This window comes from Chitinibacter sp. GC72 (assembly GCF_009760905.1).
In the GTDB taxonomy this organism is placed as follows: Bacteria; Pseudomonadota; Gammaproteobacteria; order Burkholderiales; family Chitinibacteraceae; genus Chitinibacter.
On sequence record NZ_VIRW01000007.1, the window covers coordinates 92,248 to 106,961 of the forward strand.

At 54.6% G+C, this 14,714-nt stretch carries 10 protein-coding genes; 4 read left to right on the forward strand and 6 right to left on the reverse strand.

The features are described 5' to 3' along the window. Nucleotides 1–74: 74 nt before the first annotated feature. The gene (locus FLS37_RS08450) at nt 75–1,286 is read right to left on the reverse strand and encodes a multifunctional CCA addition/repair protein (protein ID WP_157669450.1); all 1,212 of its coding nucleotides are present in this window, start codon (nt 1,284–1,286) and stop codon (nt 75–77) included. A gap of 94 nt (nt 1,287–1,380) precedes the next feature. Here FLS37_RS08450 and cysK point away from each other — a divergent pair, with 94 nt between their 5' ends. Continuing rightward, nucleotides 1,381–2,310, forward strand: a complete 930-nt coding sequence (cysK, locus tag FLS37_RS08455; protein ID WP_157669451.1) for a cysteine synthase A — start codon at nt 1,381–1,383, stop codon at nt 2,308–2,310. Nucleotides 2,311–2,438: 128 nt separating this feature from the next. On the opposite strand, the gene FLS37_RS08460 is transcribed toward cysK, so the two are convergent. The 4 genes from FLS37_RS08460 to FLS37_RS08475 all read right to left on the reverse strand — a co-directional run bounded on the left by FLS37_RS08460 (nt 2,439) and on the right by FLS37_RS08475 (nt 9,548). Next, nucleotides 2,439–4,655 (reverse strand): PAS domain S-box protein, encoded by a 2,217-nt coding sequence (locus tag FLS37_RS08460; RefSeq protein WP_157669452.1) that lies wholly within the window; start codon nt 4,653–4,655, stop codon nt 2,439–2,441. Nucleotides 4,656–4,761: 106 nt separating this feature from the next. Further along, nucleotides 4,762–6,324: a threonine ammonia-lyase, biosynthetic gene (gene ilvA, locus FLS37_RS08465; protein WP_157669453.1), complete on the reverse strand. Its 1,563-nt coding sequence runs from the start codon at nt 6,322–6,324 to the stop codon at nt 4,762–4,764. Between the two features lie 27 nt (nt 6,325–6,351). Beyond that, nucleotides 6,352–7,920: a response regulator gene (locus FLS37_RS08470; RefSeq protein ID WP_157669454.1), complete on the reverse strand. Its 1,569-nt coding sequence runs from the start codon at nt 7,918–7,920 to the stop codon at nt 6,352–6,354. Between the two features lie 14 nt (nt 7,921–7,934). Beyond that, a complete protein-coding gene (locus tag FLS37_RS08475) occupies nt 7,935–9,548 on the reverse strand; it encodes a PAS domain-containing sensor histidine kinase (RefSeq protein WP_198314545.1) in 1,614 nt (537 codons plus the stop codon). A 140-nt stretch (nt 9,549–9,688) separates the two neighbouring features. Here FLS37_RS08475 and hslU point away from each other — a divergent pair, with 140 nt between their 5' ends. The 3 genes from hslU to nrdG all read left to right on the forward strand — a co-directional run bounded on the left by hslU (nt 9,689) and on the right by nrdG (nt 14,191). After that, complete coding sequence (gene hslU / locus FLS37_RS08480) at nt 9,689–11,017, forward strand: ATP-dependent protease ATPase subunit HslU (RefSeq protein WP_157669456.1); 1,329 nt, start codon at nt 9,689–9,691, stop codon at nt 11,015–11,017. Between the two features lie 475 nt (nt 11,018–11,492). Beyond that, nucleotides 11,493–13,739 carry an anaerobic ribonucleoside-triphosphate reductase gene (nrdD, locus tag FLS37_RS08485; protein WP_157669457.1) on the forward strand — a complete coding sequence of 749 codons (2,247 nt, stop codon included), beginning with the start codon at nt 11,493–11,495 and terminating at the stop codon, nt 13,737–13,739. Continuing rightward, entirely contained in the window at nt 13,736–14,191 is a 456-nt protein-coding gene (gene nrdG / locus FLS37_RS08490; RefSeq protein ID WP_157669458.1) for an anaerobic ribonucleoside-triphosphate reductase activating protein, read from the forward strand. The genes nrdD and nrdG overlap by 4 nt, the downstream gene beginning before the upstream one ends. 3 nt (nt 14,192–14,194) lie before the next feature. Here the strand turns inward: nrdG and FLS37_RS17005 are convergent, their stop codons facing one another. Beyond that, nucleotides 14,195–14,584: a prepilin-type N-terminal cleavage/methylation domain-containing protein gene (locus FLS37_RS17005; RefSeq protein WP_157669459.1), complete on the reverse strand. Its 390-nt coding sequence runs from the start codon at nt 14,582–14,584 to the stop codon at nt 14,195–14,197. Nucleotides 14,585–14,714 lie beyond the last annotated feature (130 nt).

The window sequence follows — 14,714 nt, forward strand, 5'->3', positions numbered from 1 at the left end:
CCCGTACATCAACGCCCCTTTTTCAAGCAGATCAACTGGTATCAAACCAATTTTTAAAACGATCATTTCAGGCATTAGTTCAAAATTGCTGCCTTGATCGCCGCGATTCTGGCGCTCTCCACCGCCTGTGGGATCTGCTTTTTATCGCTGCATTGCTGAGCAATTTCACCCGCGTTGACCGCATTGGCCGCCGCCAGCAAGCGGCGCAAATAGTCGGGCTGCGGATAATCGCAATTTTCAAACTGGTAACGTCCGCGCGCGTCGGCCAAACAGGCATCCAGCATCTGCCCGAAACGCTCCGGACGGCGGAAGGCGTCGCAGCGGATAAATAATTTCAGCACCGTTTCAGCGCGTAATTGTTGCGCGGTATGCACCAGCGTGTGCTCGCGACATGTCATGACCGCCAGATCGCGACAATCGCTGGGTACCCGCAAACGCTGGCACAGCGCCTCAACTAGCGGCACGCCGCGCGCTTCGTGCATGATGTGCTGTGGTAAAACATCGGGCGGCGTCGTTGCCTTGCCCAAGTCATGGCACAGCGCGGCAAAACGCGTCACTAGCGGCGCCCCTTGCGCTGCGGCGTAGTCGAGCACCAGCATCGTGTGCAGCCCGGTATCGACTTCGGGGTGGTAGTCGGCGCGCTGCGGCACGCCCCACAGCGCGTCGATTTCCGGCGCAATGCGCGCCAGCGCGCCCGATTCTCTGAGCACCGCAAACATCAGGCTGGGCTTATCTTCCATCAGGCCTTTAGCCAGCTCCTGCCAGACGCGCTCGGGCACCAGATGATCGACTTCACCGTCGACGACCATTTGCTGCATTAGCCTCATGGTTTCCGGTGCGGTACTAAAACCAAATCTGGCAGCAAATCGGGCGAGGCGCAAAATGCGCACCGGGTCCTCAGAAAACGCCGGCGAGACATGACGCAGCAATTTAGCCTGCAAATCGGCCTGACCATTGAATGGATCAATAATCTGGCCATCGTCGCTCTGAGCCATGGCATTGATCGTCAAATCGCGGCGCAGCAAGTCTTCCTCCAGCGTCACCTCCGGGCTGGCATGAACAGTAAATCCGGTATAGCCATGGCCGCTTTTGCGCTCGGTTCGTGCAAGCGCATACTCTTGGCGGGTATCTGGATGTAGAAACACCGGAAAATCTTTGCCCACCGCCTGATAGCCCAAATCCAGCATCTGCTGCGGTGTCGCGCCGACAACGACCCAATCAATATCTTTGACGGGCAAACCCAATAAACGGTCGCGCACTGCGCCGCCGACACGATAGACCTGCATATTCTTTCCTTAAAATGAAGAGTTACTTCAACTGGCCCAGCAAGTAAGACTACAATCTTCTAATTATCCCCTATTTCACTCCAAGGATGGCCGTATGAAAATCGCAAATGATGTGACCGAACTGATTGGCAAAACACCGCTGGTGCGCCTGAACCGCATCAACGACGGCGGCGCGACCATCGTCGCCAAGCTTGAATATATGAATCCATCGCATTCGGTCAAAGACCGCATCGCGGTCAGCATGATCGACGCGGCCGAAGCCGCTGGCAAAATCGGCCCGGACACGGTGATTGTCGAGCCGACTTCGGGCAATACCGGCATTGGTCTGGCAATGGTCTGCGCGGCGCGCGGCTACAAACTGGTGCTGACGATGCCGGAAACGATGTCGAAAGAGCGTCGCGCACTCTTACGCGGATACGGTGCTGAGTTGATCCTGACGCCCGGGCCAGAAGGCATGGGTGGCGCGATTGGCAAAGCCAAAGCGCTGACCGAAGAGCACACCAATTACTTTATGCCACAGCAGTTTGAAAACCCGGCCAATCCGGAAATTCACCGCAACACCACCGCCGTTGAATTGTGGGAAGACACTGATGGCCAGATCGACATTCTGATTTCCGGCGTCGGCACCGGCGGCACGATTACCGGCGTGGCCGAAGTGATCAAAGCGAAAAAGCCATCATTCCAGGCGATTGCCATCGAGCCCGATGCCAGCCCGGTACTCAGCGGCGGTGCCAAAGGCCCGCACCCGATTCAGGGGATTGGCGCGGGATTTGTGCCAGCGGTGTTGAATACAGCGATTTACGACGAAGTGATTCGCGTAACGAACGACGACGCTTTCGCGACAGCACGTGCGATGGCGACGCAGGAAGGGATTTTGTGCGGCATTTCAGCCGGCGCAGCTACATGGGCAGCGATTCAGGTTGCACGCCGGCCGGAAAACGCCGGCAAGCTGATTGCGGTGATTATCCCGTCATTTGGCGAGCGCTATTTGTCGACCAAGCTGTTTGAAGGTTTGGCCGACTAAGCCAGCGACGAACTAACGCCGAAAAACAAAGCGGCGCAGCAATACCAATGGGTATTGCCATACAGCCTTTATTAAAAAAGGGCTACACGGCAATACCCATTATATTTTTCAATAAGGCAAAATCATCACTAATTAATCATCAATTCAACCCTGTCGTCCAGATCCCGCCAATTGCTGATGTCGCGGAAAACCAGCACGGCACCGATGGTGCGGGTTTGCTCGTCACGAATCCGGGCGGCGGATTCTTCCACCTGAAAATTAAGCCCGAATTTATTGAGCAGCACGCTGCGCCGCGTGCCATGGTATTGCCCGCCTTCGCGCAAAACTTCATCCACCAGATCAGGCAAGGGCAAGCGGCTCAGGCGATCAACCGATTGGTAAATCACCGACAGCAATTGGCCCTTGGCTGCCGCCAACTCCCAACCGACCAGCGATGAAGCCACCGGGTTAATGTAATCGACCCGACCATAAATATCGGTGGTAATTACGCCATCAGCAATGGACTCCAGTGTTGCCTGCGCGCGCTGCTGCTCGGAAAGCAATGCTTTTTGTGCCATCCGCACGGCAGTAACATCACGCCCGATACCACGATAACCCGTGAACTGGCCTTCGGCATTAAAACAAGGGAAGCCCGAAACGCTGACAATAATGGTTTCACGCCCCAGCGTGGATGAATATTCAAAATCACGATAAGGCAATTGCTTGGCCAGAATGGCGCGGTGCTCGTCCCATTGCACCTGGCTCAAACCGCCGGAGCCCAGATCCCAGCGCCGCTTGCCAATAAAGAAGCTGGGCGAGACATCAAAACGGCTAAAAAACCCGCCTGTCACCAGCGTAAAGCGCGCCTCGGTGTCTTGCTCCCAAAACCAGTCGCTCGAGAGCTCGACCATTTCGGACAGGCGCAGGTTGGAGGCTTTTAGCTCCAGATACTGGGCATAGGATTCGGACACATCGCGCACTTGCATCACGATCGCCACCGGCTGCAAGATTTCATTGCGCACTGGCTGTACCGCCACATCAAGCTGCCGGCCCTCCGGATCGCCCGGCGGATAATGCAGCGAGAAAGTGGACGAATGCGTCATATCACCCAGCTCGGACTGCCCCAGCAATACGTCGTATTTACCGAGCAAATCATGCTGCTCAGGGGCAAACCACTGCTGCGCCATTTCATTGGCATAAATGATCTTGCCGTCGGGCTGACGCAACACCAGTGCATCTCGGCTATTTTGCACGGCCTGCATCAATAGCTGGCTTTGCTGCTGGCGCAATTGCTCGTCGCCTTGCGCCTTCATCAGCATTTGCAGCGACCACTGCCGCGACAGATATAAAAACTGCATCAGCGCTGCGACCAGAATCAGGCTTAGCGTGGCAATTACCGCCACCATGATCAGCCATTCATTTTCTTTCTCGCTCCAGATGGGTTGCGAAGAATGCAGGTCTATCCGCCATTGTCGCCCTGGCAAGTGCACCAATTGCGTCATTGATTGCGACGCTGCCGCACCCTCCGTCGTTGCGCTGCGCATTACTTCGCTGGCAGCGCGCGCTTTAAGCCAGGTTTGCAGCGCATAGCCCTGATCAAACAGTTGCCAGCTTAAATCATGCTCCTCCAGCACGCGGCTGATCGGGCGCAATATCTCGTTAAGCCGGACATAAACCAGTACCGTGCCCACATGATGCGTGCGCCGCTCGGCCACGGTGGGCTCGACGGGCAAATTGACATAGATGGGTGCAAACAGGCAAAAAATGGGCTCATCGTGCTGATCCAGCCGGATAACAGGGCTGGCCAGCATGCGCCCGGTATCACGGGCAATACCCACACCCTCCTTCAAATCTTCCGACTCGGCCAGATTGTTGCCGAGAAATTGCTCGGTTAAGCGATTGATCGGGTACAGATGCTCCAGCACCAGCAAGGATGAGTCGCCCACAACGGGCCTGGCGGTGAATTTTTTGTAAGGTAGCGGCGCAACCCGTTTATCGGCGCGCACCGCCGCCAGATACTGCGGCAGCTCATTATGAGCGACTGGTCTGGCCAGTGCGACGGCCAGCAAGCTGGGGTGACGATACATGACATTGCTTTGCAGCAATAAATTGTAGAACTGCTGGCGATCAAGCTTGGGGTTGAGCGTCAAAGCGGCCTGCAAACCGAGCAGCACTTCCTGCTGCTGCACCAGCCGCGCCTCGAGCTGGGCGGCCTGCACGGCACCGATCATTTCCAGCCTGTTCTGTGCCGCGGCTTGAATCTGCTTCTGAATCAGTAGCAGCGTGCCGGCAATCACCAGCAATCCGGCCAGCAATACCGAGAAAAAGACAAAGTAGCGTCGGGAGAATGCCCAGATCAAGTGCAAAGCCAACTCCTTGGTCGATCAAAAAAGGGGCATAAAGCCCCTTTTATTCTTACAGTATATCTCCCTGCCTCCAAGCATGATCTCTTTCTACGGGGTTAATTACAACTTAATTCGAACCCAAGAAAAGCTGGTAAGCCTGATTTTGGGTTTCCACCCAGTACGGATAACCCAAACGGGACAGGAATTCCTGAAAATGCGCGTCGTCTTCGGGTGGCACCTGAATGCCAACCAACACGCGGCCATAGTCTGCGCCGTGATTGCGATAGTGGAACAAGGAAATATTCCAGTTATCGCTCATGCCATTGAGGAAATTGAGCAATGCACCCGGGCGCTCAGGGAACTCGAAACGGATCACGCGCTCATGCAAGGCTTGTGGCGCTTGTCCGCCGACCAGATGGCGAATATGCAGCTTGGCCATTTCATTGTCGGTCAAATCGAGTGCAGGAAGGCCCTCGGCAGCCAGTTTTTCGATTAATTCGACTACTTCGCTGCGTTGCTGGATCGATAAGCCGACAAAGACATGCGCTTGGCTGTCCGAACCATAGCGGTAGTTAAATTCGGTTACCGCCCGTGCGCCGATCAGGCTGCAGAACTTGCGGAAACTACCCGGCTGCTCGGGCACGGTCACGGCCATAATCGCTTCGCGCTGCTCGCCCATTTCGGCCTGTTCGGCGACATAGCGCAGGCGGTCAAAATTCATGTTTGCGCCTGAAGCAATCGCCACTAGAGTCTGCCCCTGCACGCCTTCACGTGCCGCCCAAGCTTTCATGCCCGCAATCGCCAGCGCGCCTGCAGGCTCCAGAATCGAGCGGTTGTCTTCAAATACGTCCTTGATCGCCGCGCACATCGCGTCGGTATCGACCAGAATCACATCGTCAACAAACTGACGCGACAGGCGGAAAGTCTCTTCCCCCACCTGCTTGACCGCAACACCGTCGGCAAAAATGCCAACTTGCGGCAAGGTAATGCGCTCACCAAGCTTGAGCGACAAATACATCGCATTGGCGTCGGTTGGCTCAACACCAATGACTTTCACATCGGGGCGCAAGCGTTTGATATACGCGGCCATCCCTGCCAGCAAGCCGCCACCGCCCACCGGAATAAACACGGCATAAATCGGATCGGGATGCTGGCGCAAAATTTCCATCGCGACCGTACCCTGCCCGGCGATCACATCGGGGTCATCATAGGGATGAACAAACGTGGCACCGGTTTCGGCCGCCAGCTTGACGGCATGCTCGTAACAATCGGAGTATGACTCGCCAACCAGCACCACCTCTGCGCCACGGCGGGATACCGCCTCGACTTTAATGCGTGGCGCGGTTGCCGGCATGACGATGGTGGCACGACATTGCAGATGTTGCGCCGCCATGGCAACGCCTTGCGCGTGATTCCCCGCTGATGCGGCAACCACACCGCGCTCAAGGTCGGCACGGCTCAATTGCGCCATTTTGTTATAGGCACCGCGAATCTTGAACGAAAAAACCGGCTGCATGTCTTCGCGTTTGAAATACACCGTATTACCAATACGGCGCGACAAATTCGGCGCAAAATCCAGTGGAGATTCAACCGCTACGTCGTAAACCCGGGCGGAAAGCGTGCGTTCAAGATAGTCTTTTGTCATATCGGTCTGGCCAAAATGGGCGAAATGTCGTCGCAATTCACCCATTTTAACCTTAAAAGAGACCTAACGATTTCAATGATCGGTTAAACCTTGCCTGATTTCTTCGATTTTGGGCAGACAATTGAAAAAAGCCTCCACAACGCGCGGATCAAAATGCTGCCCCGAGCCCTCGCGTATGGTCTCCAGCACCTTGGCACGCGGCCATGGATCTTTGTAGCAGCGCGCATGCGTCAACGCGTCGTACACATCAGCGAGCGCAATAATCCGCCCGGCAATATGAATTTCTTCTCCTTTGAGTTTGCGCGGATAGCCCGAACCATCCCATTTTTCATGATGTTCATGCGCAATAATGGCGGCCATTTTCAAAATCCGGGGTTTGGATTCGCGCAGCATGTCATAGCCTAACTGGGCATGCGTATCCATAATGGCGCGCTCGGCGGTATCGAGTGGGCCGGGCTTGTTCAAAACCATATCGGGAATACCCACTTTGCCGATATCGTGCAAAGGGCTGGCGGCGCGGATGATTTGCGCGTCTTCTTCGTCCAGCCCCAATTCCAGCGCCAGCACATAGGAAAACTCGGCCATGCGGTGGATATGCTTGCCGGTGTCTTTGGAGCGGTTCTCGATGACCTCGGAGAGCTGGTAAATAATGCTACGCTGGGTGTCTTCGATTTCCTTATTCAACATCAGGTTTTCATAGGCAATCGAGACATTTTTGCAAAACAGATCGACCAGATTGGCATCCGGATGCGATAGCTCAACCGGCCCATCAATAATCAGCAGATTAATCGGGCCGTGTGGCGAGAGGAAAAAGCCGACAAAATGATCGCTGGCAAAAACGCTTTGCTGCTTGGCGATGGCCTCGTCAATCGAAGGCTGCAGGCGGCTTAACTCGGTCTGCCCAAGCGGGCGGCCACAATATTGTTGATACCCCCCGGTAGCATACATCACCATCACTTGATTATCATGGGTTAGCGCAGCCATACCCCCATTAACCACCAGATACAAAGCATCCTGTTCGAAGAACAACAATGATTGCAACTGCTCAAGCACGCCCTGGGCAAATTGCTGGATGGATTGCAAACGGAAAATACTAGTCGACGCATCAACTACCTTGATCAGGCCACGGCGGTTGGCATCGAGCTGGCGGCGCTGATGCTCGATCAGCATGATGTCGTTATACGAGCGCAGCGTCCCCAGCACCGAGGTATACAGCTTGTCGCGGGTCAGCTCGGTTTTGGCTTTGTAATCATTGATGTCGTAGTTTTCAATCACATGGCGCTCGGGCGCCACGCCCGGCTGTCCGGTACGCAAAATAATGCGGATATGATGATTGTCCAACGTTTCGCGGATTTCGCGCGCCACCACCAGGCCCGCATCTTCGGTTTCCATCACCACATCGAGCAAAACCAGCGCAATATCATCGCGTGACGCGAGCAAGGCCAATGCTTCCTTGCCTGAATAACAGGACAGGATATTGAGTGGACGCTTGAGAAAATCGATATTGGACAAAGCCAGTTTGGTGACATGATGGATATCGGGTTCATCATCCACCACCAGTACATTCCAGGGTGCTACTTTGACGGCATGATCATCCTGCGTGTCGTCTTCCAGCCAGTTATCATCGTCAAGCATATTCATTCCAAACGTCTCCCTTATAAGACTCGGGGAAAAAGAATCACAAAACTTGCGCCACCGCCCGGCGTTTCTTCAATGCTAATAGTGCCTTTTAATTGGGCGACGACCAAGTTATGGACAATACTCATTCCCAAACCGCTGCCACCTTGTCCCCGCTTTGTAGTGTAGAACGGCTCAAATACTTTTGCTCGAACACTTGGCGCAATGCCCACGCCATTGTCGATAAAGCGCAACTCGACAAAACGGTCGCCATACGGAGCGGCCTGAATCATGATGCTCCCCACCTGATCGGGTGGAAAAGCATGCAGGATGGCGTTGTTGAGCAAATTATTCAGAATTTGCGTAAACGCGCCCGGGTAGGTACGCACCATCAGCTCGGGCGGACAAGCGAGCTCGACGTGATGTGGCGTTTGTTTGAGGCTGGGCTTGAGCGATTGCAGGATTTCGTCCAGATAGGCGCCCAGATTAAATTCGCGCAGCGCATCGGAGGTCTGATCGACCGAGATATTCTTAAAGCTGCGAATCAGCGCGGCCGCGTTATCACAGTGTTTTAAGATCAGGGCGCTGGCCTCCTGAGCCAGCCCCAGATAGTGCTGCAGCTCGGTTTTTTTCAGCTGGCCGTCCTGAATCTGGGCCACGATCGCCTGTGTATCTTCGCTTAAAGTGGACGCGGCAGTGAGCGCAATGCCTAGCGGGGTATTGACCTCGTGTGCCACCCCCGCAACGAGCGAGCCCAAAGCGGCGAGCTTTTCCGACTCGATCATCTGCAGCTGCGCACTGCGCAATTGCGCCACGGCCAGCTCGGCGGCATCCTTGGCAGCAGAAAGATCGGCCGTGGCGCACCGCTGCTCAGTGACATCGGATTGCGCACCAACCACATTTAGAATTTGCCCCTCGGCATCCCGGTAGGCCACCGCTCGCGACAGGATATTGAGCCAATGGCCTGCTTTGTGCTGCATTCTGAATTCCGCTTCCAGTACACAATGCTCGGCGGATTGTTGCCCTTGCAAAAAGGCAGAAAAACGCGCCCCCACCGCGCTTACATCATCAGGATGAATCAGGGCATACAAAGTGGCGGCTTCATCGCGCAATTCATGCTCGGCGTATCCCAGCATGCTTTTCCAGCGTGGCGAGAAATACCAGCTGTCTTTGCCCACATCCCACTCCCAGATGCCGTCGCCTGTGGCATCGAGCGCCATAGACCAGCGCCGCTCGGAGCGGCGCAGCTGCAAACCCATTTCATTAATCTCATCGAGCGCATCGGCAAATAATTCATTCTTGTTATTAAGCTCGATAATGGCGCGATTTTGCTCGCTCAAAATAGGCTGCAGCGCACGCAATAAGGGCGCAAAAAATCCGCTTAACCCCGCTAGTTGCTGATCATTGAGCTGCCCTAGAGTGGGCAAAACATGTAAAGCTTCACGCAGATGCTGCTGAATCAGCGAATACACAAACAGCATAGGTATTGCCATCAACAATAGCTGAATCAATACCAGTACGGCAATACCCCATAGACCGATAGAATAGAAACCCACTTGCAGGCAATAAATATCAGTCGCCAGCAGCAGACCGAAAATCAGGGCCAGCAGGATGCGCGAGGGGCGGGATGCAAAGAGTGGATCAGCTTTCAACACTCGGCTCGATTCGTTAGGGTTTTTCCACTATAGACAATCATCCACACAACACCGCGCGGGAAATGTCGCCTGGCGCATCTTTAAAAGTGGTACGCCTGCCCCGATCTCTTGCATATTCGTATTAAAGGATCGCCAATATGACGCAGATGACGCCGCAGGAAATCGTTCACGAACTCGACAAGCACATTGTCGGCCAGGCTGCCGCTAAAAAAGCCGTAGCAATTGCGCTGCGCAACCGCTGGCGCCGCCAGCAGGTGGCCGAGCCGCTGCGCCATGAAATCACGCCGAAAAACATCCTGATGATCGGCCCGACTGGCGTGGGCAAAACCGAAATCGCCCGCCGACTGGCCAAGCTGGCTGATGCGCCTTTCATCAAGGTGGAAGCGACCAAATTCACCGAGGTCGGCTATGTGGGCAAAGACGTGGACAGCATCATCCGCGATCTGATGGAAATTGCGATCAAGCAGGTGCGTGATGTGGCCATTGGCCGTAATCGCGTCCGCGCTGAAGACGCCGCCGAGAATCGCATTCTGGATGTCCTGCTGCCACCGCCGTCGACCAACAATAACTACGGTAGCGTCAATGGTGAAGATCCGATGGCGGAAACGCGGCAGAAATTCCGCAAAATGCTGCGCGAGGGCAAATTTGACGATAAGGAAATCGACATCGAAGTCGCCGCCGCCGTACCGACCATGGAAGTATTCAGCCCGCCGGGAATGGAAGATTTTTCCAGCCAGATCCAGCAAATGTTCAAAGGCGCGATGGGTGGCAAAACCAAAACACAGAAAATGAAAGTGACCGATGCGCTTAAACATCTGATCGAGGAAGAGGCCGCCAAACTCGTCAATGAAGACGATGCCAAGGCCGAAGCACTGAAAGCGGTTGAGCAAAATGGCATTGTGTTTATCGACGAGATCGATAAGGTGACAACGCGATCAGAAGGCAGCGGCGGCGAAGTCTCGCGCCAAGGCGTGCAGCGCGATTTGCTGCCACTGGTGGAAGGCACCACGGTCACCACCAAGTACGGCATGGTGAAAACAGACCATATTCTGTTTATCGCCAGCGGCGCTTTCCACCTGGCCAAACCATCCGATCTGATTCCCGAGCTGCAAGGCCGTTTTCCGATCCGCGTTGAGCTCAACTCGCTGACCGTTGACGATTTCGCCACCATCCTCACCGGCACCGACGCTTGCCTGGCCAAGCAATATCAGGCGCTGCTGGCCACCGAGGAGATCGAGGTGAGTTTTACCGACGATGGGATCAAGGAAATGGCACAAATGGCGTGGTCGGTGAATGAAAGCACCGAAAACATCGGCGCGCGCCGTCTGTACACCATTATGGAGCGCCTGCTGGAAGACGTGTCTTTTGATGCCAAACGCGGCACAGTGAATGTGGATGCGAGCTTTGTGCAGCAAAAGCTTGGCAATCTGGCGAGCAACGAAGACCTGGCCCGCTATATGCTGTAACGCGGCGCAGACAACGATCACCCAATATACACCACACTGTATTGCCCTGTAGCGCAAACCTATCAATACCTACAGGGCAATACCCTCTTCTAGTTACTTGTCTATCAAGCACTTTCCTGCCCCACTCCCCACTGGTGGATGTCAGCTTCAAGAGCTGGCCGTCAGAATTTGATTCGGGTCAAAAACAGCACATCTAGCGAACATCAAGCCATAAAAACACCATATATTGTGTTTACGCGTAAAGACCGCCGATCAATGCCGCCCTGCGCCGCAGCGCCAGCTCACAGCGCGCACACCGCAATGGCAGCACTGATCCGGTTCAGGTCTGATACCGCTGAAATGAGCCACTTGGGGCGAGCACACGAGCTCGCCCGCTTTTTCGCGCCGCCTTGGCGCGACAGGTGCGTATTGGCCTTGGGCATCGCTGGCAGCAGCTCGATACCGGGCACAATCTGATACAGGAACAGCCAAGCTTATGCTGAAAGTCATCAAACGCGACGGTGCCAAAGCCGCTTACGACGGCGCAAAAATCTTTGAAGCGTGCCGCCGCGCCGCCACTGCCGCCCGCTATCCGGAGCCCGAGCTGCTGGCCGCCGAGATCACCGCCTACGTCGAAGATGAATGCCGCAAGCTGACCGAGGCCGATCTATTTAGCAAAACGCCGCCGCAGCTGGATATTCCCACCATTCAGCAATTGGTCGAAGACGCGCTGATGGCGCAATACCCGGAAGTGGCACGTATATATATACAGTACCGCTCGGATCGCGACCGGATCCGCGCCCAAGGTTCGGAGCTGCACGCCAAATTGATGGGTCTGGTTAATAAAACCGATCTTGAAGCCACTACCGAAAATGCCAATAAAGACGCCAATGTTTTTCCGGTAATGCGCGACTTAATGGCTGGTATCGTCTCCAAGCAATTTGCCAGCACCTTCCTGCCCAAAGATATCCTGGAAGCGCATCACAGCGGCGATATTCATTTTCACGATCTGGATTACTCGCCCTTTCTGCCGTTTACCAATTGCTGCCTGGTCGATCTGCAAGGCATGTTGAAAAATGGCTTCCGCTTGGGCAACGCCAAAATAGAAAGCCCGAAATCAGTCGGCGTGGCGTGCGCGGTCACCGCGCAAATCATCGCGCAAGTCGCCAGCCATCAATACGGCGGCACGACGATTCCGAATATCGACCAAACCCTTGCGCCGTATGTATTAAAAACCTACGAGAAAAATCTCGGCGTCGCCCGCGAATATCAAATCGCCGATGCCGAGCGCTATGCCAAGGAGCGCACCGAAAAAGAAGCCTACGATGGCATTCAGGCCTGCGAGTATGAAATCAACACGCTATTTAGCTCGAACGGCCAGCAGCCATTTGTGACGTTCTCATTCGGTATGGGCACCAGTTGGGCCGAGCGCATTATCCAGCAAGCCATCTTGCGCGTGCGGATCAAGGGGCTGGGTAAAGAAGGCACAACGCCGGTTTTCCCCAAGCTGGTATTCTTTATCGACGAGGGCATCAACCTCAAACCGACCGACCCTAATTACGACATCAAGCAGCTCGCACTGGAATGCACGTCCAAGCGCATGTACCCGGATATTATTTCGGCCAGACTCAATCGCCAGATCACCGGCTCCAGCGTTCCCGTCTCGCCGATGGGCTGCCGCAGCTTTCTGCCAGTGTGGCGCAATGCGCAAGGCGAGGAAGAACTCGACGGGCGCAATAATCTGGGCGTCGTCAGCCTGAACCTGCCACGAGTTGCCATTGAAGCGCGGGGCGATCTGGCGCGCTTTGAGCAATTGCTCGCCGAACGTCTACAGCTGTGTTTCCGTGCATTGTCGGTACGGATTGAGCGCCTGAAAGGCGTCAAAGCCAATGTGGCGCCTATTTTATATACCGAGGGCGCTTTCGGCATTCGCCTGCAGCCTGATGACGACATCATCAGTATTTTCAAAGATGGCCGTGCGTCGATCTCGCTCGGTTTCATCGGCCTGCACGAAGTGGGCATATTGATGTTTAGCGAACACCCCGCCAATAGCCAGGCCGCGCAAGCGTTTCTGCAGCGCATCGTGCACACCATGAACGAGGTCACCCAACGCTGGAAAGCCGAGACTGGCTTTGGCTATTCGCTGTACTCAACCCCTAGCGAATCACTGTGCCATCGTTTCTGCAAACTCGATCAGGCCCGCTTTGGCCACCTGCCGGAGGTGAACGAATTATGCGCCAAAGGCTACTACACCAATTCATTCCATCTGGACGTTGCGCATAAGGTCAATCCATTTGAAAAAATCGACTTTGAAGCAGGCTACGCCGAGCTCGCCAGCGGCGGGCATATTACCTACGTCGAATTACCCAATATGCAGCACAACCTGCGGGCACTGGAACGCATCTGGGACTACGCCATCACCAAGGTGCCGTATTTTGGCAGTAATACCCCGGTCGATGCCTGCGGAAAATGCGGATTTATGGGCGAAACATTAGCCACAGCTAATGGTTTTACCTGCCCGGAATGCGGCAACCACGACAGTGCGACACTTTCCGTCACCCGCCGCGTCTGCGGCTATCTGGGCAGCCCCAACGCCCGCCCATTCAATACCGGCAAACAGAAAGAAGTAATGCGCCGGGTAAAACACCACGCCCAAGCCCAATACACTAATGGGTATTTCTCCAAAGGCAATACCAATCAAGAGCCACAGAGCAATACCCCTGCATTGCTACCAGCACTATGAATTACGACCGCTACTACACCCACGATCTGGTCAACGGCCCCGGCATCCGCGTGACGCTGTTTGTCACCGGCTGCAGCCACGCCTGCCCCGGCTGCTACAACCCATCGACGTGGGATAGAAAATCGGGCTTACCTTTTACGTCACAAGTGCAGCAAGAACTCCTCGACGCCTGCGAAGAGCACGATGGCCTGAGCCTATCCGGCGGTGATCCACTTCACACCGCCAACCGCGAAGCAATACTGGAACTCTGCCAAGCCTTCAAAACCCGCTACCCGGACAAGAATATCTGGCTGTGGACGGGGTATTTGTACGAAGAAGTACGCAAGCTGGCCGTGTTTGAGTATGTGGATGTGGTAATCGACGGCAAATACGAAAAAGAAAACCCCAGCACACTGCCGTGGCGGGGGTCGGGGAATCAGCGGATGGTCGCACTTCCATCGCCTTTTGATTAGCGACTATAGACCACAGCCTTTGACTGCAACGCCATTGGCACCAGACATGACACAAGTCCATACGATATTTTCACCTGCAATGGAAGGCGCAGCAGGGGTTAGTGTTGCTGTTGCATCCTCATAGGTATAGGAAAGTATGCCATCCCCACTGCAACCTGGAATCACTCCGCCATTGGAATCAGTGCATGCCAATACAGCATCTACAGAGTATTTCTCACCTACTTTAATTTTTTGCCCCACCAGACTGGCTAGCGCATTGGTGCTTTTTACTTTCTTCGTGTAATCCGTATAACTAGGAATCGCAATTGCAGCCAAGATACCGATGATCGCTACCACGATCATCAGCTCAATCAAAGTAAATCCTTTTTGTGCTTTTACATTAAGTTGAGTCATCACACGCCCTCCGTGCATAGAATAACTTTATGGCTCCTTCATATTTAAATAGAAGCATGAAGCATGCCAGATTGTAAAAGTCACTGAGGCAGAGAACAGCAACACCAACTCAAGTCTCAACGTTAATTAG